The following is a 15780-nucleotide window of genomic DNA, read 5'->3' as shown; positions in this document are numbered from 1 at the left end:
CTCCCACCTCATCCGGTTCCGCGGTGCCAGCCGGCTCCCCCAGCCAGCCAAGCTCCCCCAGCCAGCCCGGCTCCGACTGGCAGCGGGATCCTGTCGAACGACCGAGCTCCGCGACGCTGCCGGTGCGGTTCCTTCTGCTGTTGCTGGCCGCGGTGGGCCTGGCGGGCGCCGCCCTGCTCGGGGCCGCCGCGGCCGGTGTCGCGGCCGGCGTCACCGGGCCGGTCGGCGCGGGCGGGGTCGCCACGGCCTGCGCCCACGCGCTCGCCCCGGCCCGCGGACGGCGCGCCCTCATCACGGTTCTCGCGGCCGCCGTCGGCGCGGCGGGCGGTCTCGTGCTCGCCCGGCTCGCGGGCTTCGGCGCACCGCTACCCGTCCTGACCGAAATCGCGACGGCCTGCCTGCTGGCGAGCGCCGTAGCAGTCGTGATGGCGGGCCCGCCCGGCACCCCACACAAGATGCCCTCGCCTCCAGGCGACCCACCGAGCATCGAGGGTCCGTCTGAAACCGCGGTTCCTGAACCGGAGCGGCGGCCGAGGTAGCTACCGATCAGGAAGTCCTGTCTCCCGGACTGCGTCCCTGATGGCTGTCTCCGACTCGCCACTCGACGAACACCTCGCCGAGGTACTCCTTGGTCTGGTCGGTCAGATAGCCCCGGGCGTCCTCACCGAGTGGCCTCAGCGCGTGTGTGAGAACTTCCGAATGCAGCCCGGGTGCCGGGCAGATGAATACGGCCAGGATGCGCAGGGCACGAAGAAGATCTTCGTTGGTCAGCAGGCTCAACGGCGGCACGGCGTTCTTCAGCGCCTCGAAGAGAGCCGACCAGACCCTGTCCACCACCAGAGCCATGATTCTTCCGGTGACCTGATCGCGAGGCCCCTGCATGGACGAGCTCATCACCGCGCGGGTGATGATGTCTCGTGCTCTCTCCTGGACGCTGTCCACCACGCCATCAGCTGCCTCGATGACCTGGATGATTCCGACGATCAGGTCGCACCATCCGTGATCTGCCAGCTGACGCCGCACAGCCACGGGATCAAGGCCGGAGCCCTTCGCGGCCTCGTCGATCGCGCCCCGAATCTCCGGCCAGAGGTCCCGGGTCAGTAGCTTGGCGACCGCCTCGATCTGATCGACATCGGGCCCGGGGCCACCTGGCTCGTCGACCCCGCGGTCCCGGCACTTCCGATCTCCTTGGCTACTCTCGGCGACACCGTCCGCGACGTCGACAACGCATATCTTCGCGACCGTGAGGCGATTACCTTTGGTCCCCTTGAGGATTGTTCTCCCCGGGATCCTTACTAGTCCGCTTCCAAGTTCATCGCGCCGCCGCTCCCGCCCCTCCCGAGGTGCGCGGCTCATCGCAATGTGACCGCTCACGCCATGCAAGGAGCCGCCACATTTCCCGCATTCACAGGAAGAATTTTTTGCGTTCTCGCATCGATGGTCATGCTTGAACTCGCCCACGACTCAATCACCTCGGCTGATCGGGGTCAGGAACGGATTCGCCGCGGATGAAACTCTGGCGCGGTGCGAGCAGCGCTCATCTCGGCGGGCGGTGGAGGACGGACACACTCGGAGTGGAGCGCTTCGCCGCCCCGTCGGGGGCGCTTGACCGCCCGGAATCCCAGATGACCGGATCACCCAGCAGCACAGAGCCCAGCGAGCGCTTTGAGTAGAAATCGGCCATTCGCCGGTGTCACGACCGACCGAGGCATATCCCACTTCCACCATACATACCGATCATCCCCAGGTTCGGGGATTCACCACTAACGCCGGAGGACGCGCCCGCACCGACCGGGAAATCGCGGGAGAAATGTCCTGTTCTTGCGCCTGTGCAAGAACTGTGTGACGGACGATGTCGTGCGGGCCTGGCTGAACAACCGCGGTGGCAGCGGCTCCCCGTGGACCTACCTCGGTCAGGTCGCCACAGGAGCCGCGTCACGGGACGAGGTGCGCTTCGCCGACCTCAACGGGGACCACCGCGACGACTACCTCACCGTCGACAACGCCGGCGTGGTGAACGCCTGGACCAACAACGGCCTGACCCGCAAGGGATAGCGCCCACTCGCGGGCCGACCGGCAGCACCTCAGAATCCGGCCGGCCCGCGCGCGGCAGCCCGCCGGGCCTTCGTTGGTACGGTGCTGGGGATGTCGGCTACCTATCGCGAGTACCAGCCGCCGGCCGGTCTGAGGCCTGTGGCGGCCTGCACGTGGGAGCACGAGTCGGACGAGGACCACACACAGCTGGTGGTGCCCGACGGTTGCATGGACCTGATCTGGTTGTCCGAGCGGGAGCTGGTGATCGTCGGCGCCGACACGGGTCCTCGCGGGGTGAGCCTGCCGGGGCACGCCCGGTCGTCGGGCATTCGCCTGCGCTGCTCCGCGGCCGGCGCGGTTGTGGGGGTGCCGGCGTCGGAGCTGCGCGACCGGCAGGTCGACGCGGCGTCCGTGTGGGGTGAGCAGGCTGTGGGACTACAGCAGGCTCTCCCCGTCGCCGCACCCGCGCGGCGGCTGGAGCTGCTGGCCGACGCGGTCGGCCGACGCGACGCACAACCGGATGTTCTGGTGTCCGCGGCCGCACGCGGGCTCGCCCTGCCAGGCGCCCGCGTCGCGGGCGTCGCCGCCGAGCTGGGGGTCAGCGAGCGCCAGCTCCACCGCCGCACTCTCGCCGCTGTGGGCTACGGGCCCAAGATGCTCGCCCGGGTCGCCCGGCTGCGCCGTCTGGTGGGGCTCCGCGACGATTCGCTGTCGTCCCGCGCGTTGCGGGCCGGCTACGCGAGCCAGGCGCACATGAACGACGAGGTACGTCGGCTGACGGGCAGCACACCGGTCCGATTTCTGAAAGACGCCGCGCTGAGCACTGCCTAGCGTGGCGGCCATGCCTGTTGACGTCGAGTCCGCCGAGCGGTTCATGCTGGCCAACGCCCGCCTGCTGGATCGTCACCTGCTGGCCGTGCTGCTGCACGACGCTCCCGTGACGCCCGTCCTCGACGCGTTGCGTGCCTACCGAAACCCCGACGGCGGCTTCGGTCACGCGCTCGAGCCCGACGTCCGCGCCCCCGGCAGCGAACCGGCCGCCACGCTGCACGCGCTGAAGGTGATCACCGCGCTCGGTGAGCTCGCCCATCCGATGGTCGCCGAGGCCGCCGCCTGGATCGCGACCATCGCGGATCCAGATGGTGGCGTTCCGTTCGTCCTGCCCGCCGCCGCGGCGTATCCGCACGCGCCCTGGATGGTGCCCACCGAGGGCGGGTCGCAGCTCACGTTCGGGATCGCGGGTGCGCTGTGGCAGGCGGGTTCCCACGAACCCTGGCTGCGGCGCGCGACCGAGTGGTGCTGGGCGACGTTGAAGAGCCCGGACGAGCTGAGCGGCTACCTGCTGAAGTTCGCCCTCGGCTTTCTCGACCAGGTTCCCGAGCCGGCCCGCGCCGCCGCGGTGATCGAGGATCTGCGCCCCCGGATCGAGCCTGACGGCTCCATCTCTGTTCCCGGCGGAACCGAGAACGAGCGGATCACCCCTCTCGCCCTGTCGCCGAAGCCAGGCGGGCGCAGCCGTGCTCTCTTCACGGACGACCAGATCCAGGCTGATCTCGACCTCCTGGAAAAGGGACAGCGCGACGACGGCGGCTGGACGTTCGACTGGCTCGGCTGGTCACCGGGACAGTCCGTCGAGTGGCGCGGTCTCGTCACGCTGCAAGCGCTGGAGACGCTCACCGCGCACGGCCGGATCACGCTGCCCCGCGCCGTCTGACAGCTGAGCGGCAGGCCACGCCACACAGGTCAGCCCGCTCGACGTGATGACTGCATCAATCTATCGTTGATGCATGCTTTATCCCACTCCGGCCCTCGGGCCCGCCGACGATCAGGTGCTCGGCGAGATCGACGGCCTGCGGGATGCGCTGCGGCACCAGATCCAGACCACATCGCCGAAACGGACTGACGGGCTCCGGAAGTTCCTGACCGCCGACGCCGTCGCGGCCTCGAACTCCATCGAGGGTTTCAAGGTGTCCACGATCGACGTCCAGGATCTGATGACCGGCGAGCGGGATGTCGAAGTCTCGGACGAGAACCGCGAGGAGACTCTCGCCTATCAGCGGATGATGACGTATATCCAGACGCTCCACGACGCCGAGGACTTCAGCTACAGCAAAGGGCTGCTCAACGCGCTGCACTGGATGCTGCAGGGTCACCGGCACACCGTGCGCAAGCCGGCCGGGCAGTGGCGCCGGGGCCCGGTCTACGTCACCGACGCCCGCGACCCCAGCATCGCGGCCTATACAGCCCCGGGCGCCGAGGGCGTCCCCGCGCTGATGAACGAGCTCATCGGCTGGCTCAACGCCGCCGACGGCGCCCATCCGCTGGTACGGGCAGCAATGGCTCACCTGCACCTGGTGTCCATCCACCCCTGGGCTGACGGGAACGGCCGGATGTCCCGTTCGCTGCAGACGCTCATGATCGCCCGCGAAGGTGTCCTGGCCCCGGAGTTCTCGTCCGTCGAGGCGTGGCTCGGCCGGCCCGGTAACACCTGGGAGTACTACCGCGAACTCAGCGACCGGGGCGCGACGTACCTTCCCGACCAGGACGTCTCCAGCTGGATCCGGTTCAGTCTGACCGCCTACCACCAGCAGGCCCAGACCGTTCAGGGCCGGCTCGACCGCTCCGGGCGGGTATGGGGGGCGCTCGCGGAATTCACCGAGAGCACCGGTCTGGACGAGCGTGTGGTGAGCGCCCTGCACGATGTGGCCATGGCCGGGCGGGTCCGCCGCTCACGCTACGAGCAGGCCGAGGGCCTGAGCCTGCAGCAGGCGCAACGCGACCTGCGCGACCTCACGACCGCCCAGGTCCTGGAACCGGTCGGCCGAACCCGGGCCCGCTATTACCGGGCGGGCTCCCGCTTCCCTCAGTCGGCGCTTGACATCGCGGGCACGCCCATGACGTTGCGAAATCCGTACACCAGCTGACGAGCGACCCGCGGGCCGGCCGTGGCCACCCGCCGGCCGTGGCGACCGGCCGCTGTGGTCCGCCGCCGCGATGTCAAGGCCGCGAGATGTCTACGATGTGTCCTCGCGTCCCGGTCCGGGCGCCGGCCTGAGATGCTGACTCCGGGCGATGGGTGCGGCCGAGGGGGTCAGGTGGCGGTCGGTCCGGATGGCGCACGGGTCGTGGCCGGTCGTTACCGGCTGGTGGCACGGCTCGGAGCCGGTGCGATGGGAACCGTCTGGCGCGCCTTCGACCAGGTCCTGGAGACCGAGGCGGCGCTCAAGGAGATCGAGTTCGCCGGTGGCGTGCCCGACTACGAGCGCGCCGAACGGGTCGAGCGGGCGCTGCGCGAGGCGCGGCACGCCGCCAAGCTGCGCGGCCACCCGCATGTGGTGACCATCCTGGACGTCGTCCTCGAGGACGGCCTGCCGTGGATCGTGATGGAGCTCGTCCCGTCCCGGTCGCTGTTCGAGGTGGTGCGCGACGACGGGCCGATGCCGGTGCCGGAGGTCGCCCGGATCGGCATCGCGATGATCGACGCGCTGCTCGCCGCCCGCGCCCAGGGAATCGTGCACCGGGACGTGAAACCGTCCAACGTTCTGATCGGCACGGACGGACGCGTGGTGCTCACCGACTTCGGAATCGCCACCGGCGACGGCGATCCGACTCTCACCGTGACCGGAGTACTCGGCACCCCGCTGTACATGGCGCCCGAGCGGCTGAACAACGCTCCGGCCACCTTCGAGGCCGACATGTTCAGTCTCGGGGGGACGCTGTACTTCGCCGTCGAGGGCCGCCCGCCGTTCGAGCGGGAGAGTTTCGGCGCGATGCTCGCCTCGGTGCTGCTGCACCCGCCGACGCCGATGCGGCTCGCCGGTCCGCTGGCGGACGTCCTGACCGGACTGCTGGAGAAGGAGCCGGAGCGACGGCTGCCGGCCGGAGCCGCCCGGTCGATGCTCGACACACTGATCAGGAGCGGGCTGGCCGCGGGCGGCGGTGGTGGCGGCGGAGGCGGAGGCGGCTCGCCCGCCGGCAGCGCGACCGCGACCGGTACCGCCGTCCTCGGGAACCGGGGCGGCCGTCCGGTCGTGCGCGCGGACGGGCTGGGCTGGCAGGCCCGCGCGGGCGATGCGGGCGGCCAGGGCGGCGTCGGATCCTGGCGGGTGCCGGGCACGCTGGAGGGCGAGCCGGAGTTCGGCAGCGGTCAGTTCCGACCGACCGGCCCGGCCGGGGAAGTGCCCCGCGTCGATCCCGAGGCCCCGACGACCCTCGCCGGCCTTCCGCCCGTCCATCCCGGCGGACCCGCCGCCTCCGAGACCGACTGGCACGACGGGAACGACGAGGCGGCGGGCCACGATGACGCAGCGGGCCGCGGCGACGCGGACGGGCCGGTCGGCGCGCCGCCGCCGCCGGCCGGGGTCTCCGTCGTCGAGCAGGACGGCGCGCTGCTGATCACCTGGGAGCCCTCGCCGGGCGCCGAGACCTACCGGGTGATCCGGGTCGTCCCGGATCACTCCTCCGACGGCGGGCGGCGGGAGCGCAGTCTCGGCAACACCACCGCGACCGAGCTGTTCGACGCCGGGGTACCCAAGGGTGTCCAGGTGTGGCACGAGGTCGTCGCGATCGGGCCGAGCGCCGGCGGCGGTGCCCGGTCGGCGCCCGCCCGAAGCGCCGCCCGGGTGGTGCTGCCGCCGGTGACCGCGCTGCGCGCCGACATGACGGACGACGCCGTCGCGCTGTCCTGGCGTCCCGTGCCCGGCCGCGACGAGGTGATCATCGAGCGGACGCACGACGAGACGTCCTCGATGCGCGGGGCGATGCGCCGGTACCGCGGCTTCGGCGGGGCCTTCGTCGACAGCGACGTACAGGCGGGCGCGGTCTACCGCTACCGCGTGTGGGTGGCGGCGGGCGAGGAGTCGGACGGGCTGCGCCCGTCGGCCTGCGCCGAGGTCACCGCCCGCGTGATCGCCAGGCCGCGCGCCGTCGTCGACCTCGAAGCGCGCGAGACTCTCGGCGGCACCGTGCTGCGCTGGACGACCGTGCCCGGATCGGTGGTCCGCGTGTACGCGACCCAGGCTCCCGAGCAGGCGGGCCTGGCCGGGACCGGCCCGTTCGGGCCGGTGGACCGCGAGGTCGGCCTCGGTTCCCTGGAGGGCCGGGCCCGCCTCGTCGGCGAGAGCCGGCGGGGCCGGCTGGTCGACCGCGACGGCACCGGCACCGGCACCGGCACCGGCACCGTGGTCTACACCCCGGTGAGCATCGCGGAGAACCGGGCGGTGATCGGCGCCGCCGTCACCCACACCGCCCCGTGAGCTGTCGGGGCGCGATGCGAGCATGGCCGCCGTGAACATCTCCACCTCCGAGATCGACGCCCGCGAGAACGACAGCGCCGAGCACGGCGAGCAGGGCAGCGACAGCGACAGGATCGACAGCGACGGCCTTGGCAGCCATGGCCTTGACGGCGATGGCCTTGGCGGCGACGAGCCCTCGACCGACGAGCAGGGCACCCGGCCCGCGTACGGGTACACCGAGATCGACTCCGCCGGCGCCCGCGCCGCGAACCGGCACTACTGGGATTCCGAAGCCCCCTCCTACTACGCCGAGCACGGCGACTTCCTGGGCGACGTCGACTTCTGCTGGAGCCCGGAGGGGCTGCGCGAGTCCGAGGCGCGGCTGCTCGGGGACGTGGCCGGCCGGGTGGTCCTGGAGGTCGGCTGCGGCGGGGCGCAGTGCTCGCGGTGGCTGGCCGGGCAGGGCGCGACCGTCGTCGCCACCGACCTGTCGGCGGGCCAGCTCGCGCAGGCGCGCGCGCTGAACGACCGCACCGGAGTGTCGGTTCCGCTGTTCCAGGCCGACGCGATCACGCTGCCGGTGCGCTCGGAGAGCGTCGACATCGCCTGTTCGGCGTTCGGCGCCGTCCCGTTCGTCACCGACAGCGCGGCACTGATGCGGGAGGTTGCCCGGGCCCTGCGGCCCGGGGGCCGCTGGGTCTTCTCGACCACCCACCCCTTCGTGTGGTGCCTGCCGGACGCCCCCGACGCCAACGGGCTAGTCGTCTTCCACAGTTACTTCGACCGCCGGGCGTACACGGAGCACTCCGAGACCGGCGAGCCGACCTACATAGAGGCACACCGGACGATGGGCGACCGCGTACGCGAGATCATCGCTGCCGGCCTGGTACTACTCGACGTCATCGAGCCGGAATGGCCTGAGGGTCACAACCGGGTGTGGGGCCAGTGGGGACCCCTTCGGGGGCAGTTCGTTCCGTCGACGTCGATCTTCGTCACGGCCAAGCCGGGCTGACGGCGACCGACCTTCGGGCCATCCGTGGTCTCGCTCACCGCGACCGCCGGCGGTCGACCCGCGAGATCCCGCCTACGGTGGGAACAGGTCGACGCGACGCCCCACTGCACGGGCGCCGGGAGGTGATCGCCATGCGTGATACGCCAAAAAGCCAGTCGGCCCAGTACTTGCGGGCCTCGATGTACGAGGTGCTCGGGATCGCACCCACGGCTTCGGACGAGGAGGTCCATGCCGCCTATCGGCGCGTGGTGAAACGCGCCCATCCGGACGCCGGCGGATCCCAACGCGCGTTCCTCCGGGTGAACGCGGCGTACCGGGTGTTGAGCGACCCCGGTATGCGGCGAGCCCACGATCTGTGGCTCGCCCATCTGCTCGACGCATATGACCAGCCGGGACGCTCCGGCGGCGCGCGCCCGCCCGGCGGGCGGGCCGCGCCCGGCGGGCGCCACCCCGCCGACGGGCGTCCCGGATCCGACGGACGAACGAACCCGGGCGGGCGCACGTCGCCCGGCGGGCAGGCGGACAACCCCGGACGGGGGGCTTCCGGCAATCGGGGCACCTCGGATGACCCGGCATCCCCCTCGGGGGGTGCCGCCCCGGGCCGGCGGGGAGCGTCCGGCCGGGCCTCCGATCAGAGGGGGCCCGGCAAGGGCACGGACTCCGCCAGCGGATGGGGCGAGGCCGGTGGCTGGGCCGCCACCGGTGGCTGGGGCGATGCCACTGCCGCTCCCCTACCCGAGGATGGCCGGGCGTCCGGCGGGCGGGGCAACCCGGACCGGCGGGCGCATCCGGGGCCGCGCGGGGCGTCCGGCGGGCGGCGACGCTCGCGCCGGCGCCCACCAGCCGACGCCGCCGAGTGGGTCGTGGGGCCCGACCAGGCCATGACACCGGACGGCGGCCCAGCCGGGCCGCCCCCGCACGAGGCGCCCGGCGGGGCCGAGACCTGGGCCACCTGGCCGGACGAGGACTACCCCACGCGGGGTCCCGGCCGGCGGGCACGGCGCAGGTACCTGGTCTCGATGGCGCTGTGCCTGGCCCTGTTCGTGCTGGCGGGCGCGGTGGTGCGGCTCTACTCCGTCCCGGTGGCGATGGGCATGATGCTGGCCTCGATGGTGATCCCGCCGGTGGCGGTCCTCGCGGTCAACGCCGCACGCCGCCGCTGACACGATTCCCCGTCAGCGGCCGCTCACCGGCTCGGGAGCCGAGTCCGGCGCGGAGTCGGGCGCCGGGCTCGGCTCCTGCCTCCGTGCCGGACTCGGCTCGACGCTCGTCTCCGGAAGCCGGGTGCGGCTCGCCCACGCCGACCGGGAGGACATCACCGGTCTCCAGCAGGGTCTTCAGGCTGGAGACCAGCGGTGGCCAGCCCTCCCCGATCCAACCTCGTGCTCTCGCCCCATGCCCCCGCCCGCGCTCCCGCCCTGGACTCCCACATCGGCACCCCTCGTCGGACGGTGCCGAAATCGCAGGTGTTATCGGCATGGTTCGGGGAATCCCTGCAACAGGTCGACGAACGGACAATGCGACCCCATGCAGGAGAACACCCGGGAACGAGCCGAAGGAGAAGGCGATGAGGTTGCTGCCCAGGATTCGCCACGAGGCCCGACGCGACGTCAACAAGGCCGACCGTGCGGGAGCCCGCGGGCTTCGGCGGCTCCGCCGGCGCTCGCGCAGCCACGGGACGACCACCACCAGCTATTGATCGGCCGCCCCGGAACAGAAATACGCAATAACAGGGTGGGGCGCGACACCGGACGTCCGGTGTCGCGCCCCACCCTGTTCGGCTGGTAACGCGCACGGCACCGCAATCATCCGCGACCGGCACCCACCAGACCGATCCGCGACAAACATGATCGATACACGTCATACATCAACGCAACACGGATTAATCCCACGGTCGACACAACGCCCAAGCCTGGGCGACAGGGTGCTTTTCGGCACGGTTATGGTTGGCCCCGCACTTGCCGTTGGGGGCCGACCGTGTATCACGCGTTTCGCACCGCCGGACGTGCCGCGTCCAGGCGACGTCGGCGGTCCGGGGTTCCGGCGTGCGCGGCACTCGCGCTCACCGCCGTCCTCGGTCTCGCCTCAGCTTGCTCAAGTGACGCGGTCGCGTCCAGCTTCACCCCCGCGCCGCATGCCACAAGAGTGCCACCGTCAGTCGCTCCGGACCCGCTCCCGCCGCTGAGCAGCTTCATCACCCAGGCGGACGGCAGCCGGGTCTCGACCGTCAGCGCGGACTACCTCTTCGACGCCAACAGCGCCGACCTACGGCCCGAGGCCGCCACCGCGCTCGCCGGGATCGTTCCCCAGATCCGCGAGCACGACGGCCGCGTCGAGGTCGTCGGGTACAGCGACGGTCTCGGGTCCACGGAACACAACCTCGACCTCTCCCGCCGGCGCGCGGTGGCCGTCCAGGCCTACCTGACGAGCCAGGACATCCCGGCCTCGCTGCTCGAGGTCGTGGCCAAGGGCGAACAGGGCGCCACCGACGGGGTCGCGGACGCCAGCCGGCGCCGAGTGGAGATCGTGCTGCGATGACCGTGACGACAGCGACCACGACACCGGCGTCCCGGTCGGGGAACAGCGCGGCAGGGAACGCTGGGGACACCGCGGGGCCACCGCCGGGGACGTCCCGCCGCCGGGCCAGGGCGGGACGCCCGCGCGCCCGCGGAGCCGGTCTGCTCGCCGCCGCGCTGCTCACCCTGCCGCTGCTGACGTCCTGCGACGCGATGGACACGATGCTCGGGAAAGCGGCCGACGGCCCGCTCGACTGCACCCGCTACCAGGAGGACGCGCCCAAGGGCGGCGCCCCGCTGCTGATGCTCTACCTGGACGTCTCCGACAACTCACCGGAGAACGCCAGCCGTATCTCCGAGGGCCTGCGCCCCTATTTCGACGCCGCGCTGCGGGAGGGCCAGTACATCCGCCTCGTCGCCAGTGGCGGCGGGGACGCCGGACTGACCTCTTCGGACTGCCTCGACGGCGGAGCCGTCTTCAGGATCGACCGGAACAACGACACCCGGGAGGCGAAGGACCGCACCGCGGCGACCGACGCGCTCACCGAGGAGGTCGACCACATCGTGCAGGGCGAGCAGGTCCGCCCCACCGGCAGCGTCACCGGCCTGCTCTCCGGCGTCAACGACGAGATCGCCACGCTGCGGGCGGCGCCCGGCGTCGAGATCGGCGCGGTCACCGTCGTGGTCTGGAGCGATCTGCTCGGTACCGGTCAGGCCTCCGACTGCCTCAACGTGGACGGGAAGAAGGCGTCCGTCCAGATCGCGGAGGCCATGGTGCGCCGCTGCTTCTCCCCGGAGACCCAGCAGCTCACACCGATCGCGAACAGCAAGGTCCGCTTCATCGGCGTGAACGAGGGAGCGGCGACCAGGCCTCAGCAGGACATCGCCCGCTATCTCAAGGGCGAGCTGTGCCGACGGATCAGCAGTGACTGCGGCTGACGCCGCCCCCATCGCCCAACTGGGGGGTGCGCCGAGCCCGGGGATCGTAGCCACGCCCTCCACCGGGACGCACACCGCCGGACCACATACCGGCGGAACGCACACCGCGGTGCCGCGAATGCCCGTGGCCGACGCAACCGCGAGGAGACGACCCATGGGCCTGCTGTTCGAGCCCGAGGACCAACATTTCAGCCCGGCTCTCATGCGGTCGACCGTAGTGATCGTGACCTGCCTCGCCCTGCTCGCCGTCCTGGAGACCTGGGTCTGGCTGACCCTGTCGTCGCCGTTCGCCCGGGTGTCCGTCACCGGGTCGATGATCGTGACCGCGGTCAGCTTCTTCATCGCCGGCAACACCTTCCGCCTGCGCGACATCCGTCGCCGGGTCGGCAACCGCGCCCGCGCCGGCCGGATCGCCCCCATCGACGCGCTGTCAAGCCTGCCGCCGCGGGAGACCATCGCCCGCCGCTTCCTGCTCGGCGCGATCGGCGCCGTCGTCGGTGTCGGCACCCTCGTCCTGACCATGGTCTTCGCCGGTGACGAGACGGAGGGCGCCCGCGAGGCCATGGTCGCCTCGGTGCTCGGGATCGTCTGCGCGATGCTCTGTTTCGTGGGGGGAACCTTTGCCCGCCCGATCGACTGACGTTTTCCCGCCGCCGACCGCCGCAATCGTCGCCCGCGGAAAGGGCTGTTCTCCGCCCGGCCATCTTCCGCACCTCGGATGTTCGTTTTCGCCGGTCGGCCGCCTGTCCTCACCACCCGCGCTCACGCTTGCTCCTTCGCTGGCGGGTACGCTTGACCGCCCGCCTTCGCGGGTCGCCTTCACGGCCCGCCCTAATCGACTCACGACATCCCCGGATACCCGACATCCCCGGATACCCGACCGCCCCGGCTTCACGTCCGTCCCAGGTTTCAAGGCCGTCCTGTTTTCTGAATTCTGAGGCTGACCGGACTCGACGAGGCCGTCCAGACCATCGAGGCCATCCGAACGAAGAGGCCGCCCGAACGAAGACACGGAAAGAGGGACCCTCAGGTGCTGCGCAGGGGAAATCGGCCGGGCCGTCTAGCCAAGCAGCTCATCCGTCAGGTCGGGGACGCCGACATCGCGCTGGCGGGGGCCGAGACCCGCCCCAAGGTCCTGAAGAGCCTGGAAGAAGCGGAGATCCAGGAGGTCCGCGCGGCCGTCCGCGCGGACGCCCGGACTCTGGAGGAGCTGATCGCCGAGCTCCGCATGGAGATCGACTCCAGGGCCGAGCGACGGGAACGCCGGACCGAACTGATCAAGAACAAGGTCGAGCAGGGCCGGCTCTGGCGCAGCGTCGGCATCCAGGAACGCATCCCGCAGATGCAGTTCGCGCCGGCCGTCCGCCACCTCATCCTGCTGGTGCTCGCCTCCCTCGACTTCTTCGTCTTCGCCGACGCCTACGGCGTGCTCACCGACGCCGCGGACTACGGCGTCAGCTGGTTCCTGGGCGGCATCCTGGGCATCGCGGTCTTCATCGCCGGGATGGTGCTCGCCCACGCGATCAAAAGCGCGATCCTGGCCCGGGCCCAGATCCAGCTCCTGAAGGCCGCGGACGTCGGCGAGGTCAAGATGGACCAGGAGGTCCGCGAACAGCTCGTCACCACCAGGACGTCGGCCCTCGCCCTCACCCTGACCTCGACGATCTTCCTGCTCCTGTCGATCGCGGGTGTGCTGGTGCGGATCCAGGGCGCGTCCGGCGACGGCGGCGACGGCCCGGCGATCCTCTTCACCGCGCTGATCCCGCTGGTGGCGGTGGCCGTGGAGCTCTACCTGCACGACCCGACCGAGCGCGACGAGCCGATGCCCAACGTCGTCGACCGTCGCCTGGAACGACGCCTCGCCAAGGCGGAACGGCGGCTGCGGATCGTCGCCGCGCAGGTCGAGGCCAAGGTCGCGAAAATCGAGAAGCTGTACCGGGTGGAGGAGACCATCCTCGACGTCGAGCAGCGCGACATGGGCATGCGCCACACCACCGACCTGGTCCTCGGCGGCGGTCACCAGATCCCGACCGTCGCGACGAACGGCCGCTCCGCCGAAGTCGACCGGGATCAGCTCGAGAAGACCATCAAGATGGCCCGCCGTTCCTGAATCCATCCTCCTCCGGCGGGCCCACCAGGCCCGGTGGCCCCGGTCGACGATCTCGGAGACGGGAGCCGCCCGGGGCCGTTTCCCGCGATCCACGAACGCGCGTGCCGGTCGGTGCCACCCGGCTGGGCCCGTTGACGTCCAGGCATGATGGACTGGACTGCGTGGACCAGATGTTCTCCGTGGACGAGGCCCGTGCCCTCATGCCCGAAATCCACGAACGCGCCGCCGAGTTCGTCGCACGGCGGGCGGACCTCACCGAGCTGAGCGCCGCGCTGGCGGATGGCGCGTCGTCCCCCAAAGGGGGACTCGCCGAGATGAAAGCCCTGCAGGCCTGGCTGTCCGAAGCGCTGGCCTGGTTCCCCGCCCGCGGCATCCAGGTCAAGGGCGCCGCCCCGCTACTGATCGATTTCCCCGCCATCCTCGAGGGCGAGAACGTGCTGCTGTGCTGGATCGAGGGCGAGCCGGATCTCGCCTGGTACCACCGGGCCGACCTTGGCTTCGCCGGCCGCCGCCCCCTTCCCAGCTGACCCAATATCCCCACCGCTCCAGATGTGTGGCGGGTGGGTGAGTCCATGGACTCACCCACCCGCCACACATTCTTTCGGACGGCCTGAAAGCCTCGAGTTCGGGGGGTTTGGCAGCTGGGGCAGGGGTGGTAGAGGGCGGTCCAGCCGCGAGAGCGCAGGGCCTGGGCGATGGCCGCCGCTACGCGGCAGGGATCATTCAGGACAATGAAACCGGGGAATCGCAGGACGAGAAGGCCTCGGGTCTGCAGGCTGTTGCCGCGGTCCATGTCATCCCACCACTGGCGGGCCTCGGTATGACTGAGCCGATCGAGACGAGCTGAACGATTCCCGCGGTCGTGGTGTGCCTGGCGCCGCCGGAACCGGCAGGCCGTGCGCCCTCCCGAGCTCCTCCTGACCGAGAGGGCGGTCAGGAGTCCGAGGACGTCGGGAGGGGGTTCGGGGAGCGGCGGGAGTCGATCCAGGCGTCCACCACTGCCCAGTTCATGGTCAACCAGTCCGCGCGCTCCGTTCCGGTGGGCGGCAGCTCGTCCGCGGGGAACCACCACCAGCGCAGCTCCATCGGGGCCGTCAACGGCAGGGCCTGCCAGACGAGGCCCGGCGTGACCAGGAGGTCCAGCCCCGTGTGGGCGACCACGGCCGTTCCCCCCACGGTTCGCGCGTCCAGCGCGGCGAGCACGCCGGCGGGGCGGGGCGGCAGCACGTGGGCGAGGTTCTCGGCCACCGCGGCCCGGCTCGACTGGCCGCGCAGCCGCAGCCCGCGGATCACCCGCCGGCGGCGCCGCGCGGTGAAGTTCGCCCCCTCGGGAAAGATGACGAGGGCATCGCGGGACGTCAGTCTGGTGGCCAGGTCGTGAACCCGAGCGGGTGCCGTCGGGTCGGCGCCCTCCGTGCGCAGGAAGCAGGCATCCAGCCGGCCGAGCAGGATGTCGATCGCCGGGTCGAGCTGAAGGCTCGCCAGGAGCACGACCCGCGGCGTGCGCTGGTAGCGGTCGAGCAGCAGATGGACCAGCGCGAAGGAGTCACCGACCCCGGCGTGCCTGCTGGCGACCAGGACGGGGCGGCCGGCGCAGTCCACAGTGCCCGCCGGCGGTTCGCGGACGGTCAGGCGGAACGCGACCAGCCGCCCGGCGGCAGTGACGACAAACCGCAGGACGCCGCGCAGCAGCCGCAGGTTGACCTTCTCCCACCTGGCGCGGAGCAGCGGCCGGGCCAGCCACAACCCGAAGCCGCTCACGATCACAACGGCCTCGGCCGCGAGGTAGGCCCCGACCAGGGCCGCCACCCGGGACAGCCGTAGCCGGCGGTCGACGGGCGCGCTGAGCAGGCCGAGCAGAGTCACCAGGACACCGAGCACCGCGCCGCCCACCGCGACCGGGATGAACAGGGGATCGATCACGAGGCGGCGGAT

General features: G+C 71.4%; 15 protein-coding genes and 1 pseudogene. 14 read left to right on the top strand and 2 right to left on the bottom strand.

Translation table 11 applies throughout. The features are described 5' to 3' along the window. A pseudogene (locus tag FMEAI12_RS09350) lies at positions 1-539 on the top strand (serine/threonine protein kinase); the annotation flags it as partial. Positions 540-546: 7 nt separating this feature from the next. Here FMEAI12_RS09350 and FMEAI12_RS36150 read toward each other — a convergent pair. Further along, positions 547-1461, bottom strand: a complete 915-nt coding sequence (locus FMEAI12_RS36150; protein ID WP_131624698.1) for a hypothetical protein — start codon at positions 1459-1461, stop codon at positions 547-549. 381 nt (positions 1462-1842) lie between these two features. Here FMEAI12_RS36150 and FMEAI12_RS09340 point away from each other — a divergent pair, with 381 nt between their 5' ends. From FMEAI12_RS09340 to FMEAI12_RS09285, 13 genes are all read left to right on the top strand, one after another. Then, positions 1843-2055 carry a hypothetical protein gene (locus FMEAI12_RS09340; RefSeq protein WP_071065982.1) on the top strand — a complete coding sequence of 71 codons (213 nt, stop codon included), beginning with the start codon at positions 1843-1845 and terminating at the stop codon, positions 2053-2055. A 90-nt stretch (positions 2056-2145) separates the two neighbouring features. Next, the gene (locus FMEAI12_RS09335; protein ID WP_112105701.1) at positions 2146-2865 is read left to right on the top strand and encodes a helix-turn-helix domain-containing protein; all 720 of its coding nucleotides are present in this window, start codon (positions 2146-2148) and stop codon (positions 2863-2865) included. A gap of 10 nt (positions 2866-2875) precedes the next feature. Continuing rightward, on the top strand, positions 2876-3748 hold the full coding sequence (locus FMEAI12_RS09330; protein WP_112105705.1) for a hypothetical protein: 873 nt from the start codon (positions 2876-2878) through the stop codon (positions 3746-3748). A 73-nt stretch (positions 3749-3821) separates the two neighbouring features. Beyond that, positions 3822-4958: a Fic family protein gene (locus FMEAI12_RS09325; RefSeq protein ID WP_112105700.1), complete on the top strand. Its 1137-nt coding sequence runs from the start codon at positions 3822-3824 to the stop codon at positions 4956-4958. Positions 4959-5129: 171 nt separating this feature from the next. Next, entirely contained in the window at positions 5130-7289 is a 2160-nt protein-coding gene (locus tag FMEAI12_RS09320; RefSeq protein ID WP_112105699.1) for a serine/threonine-protein kinase, read from the top strand. 22 nt (positions 7290-7311) lie between these two features. Beyond that, complete coding sequence (locus tag FMEAI12_RS09315; RefSeq protein ID WP_112105698.1) at positions 7312-8280, top strand: class I SAM-dependent methyltransferase; 969 nt, start codon at positions 7312-7314, stop codon at positions 8278-8280. A 131-nt stretch (positions 8281-8411) separates the two neighbouring features. Continuing rightward, positions 8412-9443 carry a DnaJ domain-containing protein gene (locus FMEAI12_RS09310; RefSeq protein WP_112105704.1) on the top strand — a complete coding sequence of 344 codons (1032 nt, stop codon included), beginning with the start codon at positions 8412-8414 and terminating at the stop codon, positions 9441-9443. A 404-nt stretch (positions 9444-9847) separates the two neighbouring features. Further along, a complete protein-coding gene (locus FMEAI12_RS39205) occupies positions 9848-9979 on the top strand; it encodes a hypothetical protein (protein WP_255565671.1) in 132 nt (43 codons plus the stop codon). A gap of 446 nt (positions 9980-10425) precedes the next feature. Further along, positions 10426-10818: an OmpA family protein gene (locus FMEAI12_RS09305; RefSeq protein WP_235013848.1), complete on the top strand. Its 393-nt coding sequence runs from the start codon at positions 10426-10428 to the stop codon at positions 10816-10818. Further along, on the top strand, positions 10815-11735 hold the full coding sequence (locus tag FMEAI12_RS09300) for a hypothetical protein (RefSeq protein WP_112105696.1): 921 nt from the start codon (positions 10815-10817) through the stop codon (positions 11733-11735). The genes FMEAI12_RS09305 and FMEAI12_RS09300 overlap by 4 nt, the downstream gene beginning before the upstream one ends. Positions 11736-11889: 154 nt before the next feature. Beyond that, positions 11890-12375, top strand: a complete 486-nt coding sequence (locus FMEAI12_RS09295) for a hypothetical protein (RefSeq protein ID WP_071065975.1) — start codon at positions 11890-11892, stop codon at positions 12373-12375. Between the two features lie 390 nt (positions 12376-12765). Beyond that, the gene (locus FMEAI12_RS09290) at positions 12766-13845 is read left to right on the top strand and encodes a hypothetical protein (protein WP_018500353.1); all 1080 of its coding nucleotides are present in this window, start codon (positions 12766-12768) and stop codon (positions 13843-13845) included. A gap of 161 nt (positions 13846-14006) precedes the next feature. After that, on the top strand, positions 14007-14372 hold the full coding sequence (locus tag FMEAI12_RS09285; protein WP_198541448.1) for a DUF2203 domain-containing protein: 366 nt from the start codon (positions 14007-14009) through the stop codon (positions 14370-14372). A 406-nt stretch (positions 14373-14778) separates the two neighbouring features. Here the strand turns inward: FMEAI12_RS09285 and FMEAI12_RS09280 are convergent, their stop codons facing one another. After that, positions 14779-15768: a 1-acyl-sn-glycerol-3-phosphate acyltransferase gene (locus tag FMEAI12_RS09280; RefSeq protein WP_235013847.1), complete on the bottom strand. Its 990-nt coding sequence runs from the start codon at positions 15766-15768 to the stop codon at positions 14779-14781. Positions 15769-15780: the final 12 nt, after the last annotated feature.

Source organism: Parafrankia sp. Ea1.12, from assembly GCF_900465275.1.
Classification (GTDB): domain Bacteria; phylum Actinomycetota; class Actinomycetes; order Frankiales; family Frankiaceae; genus Parafrankia; species Parafrankia soli.
Note: the sequence above shows the minus strand (reverse complement) of the source record. Positions and strands in the feature narration are given on the sequence as shown.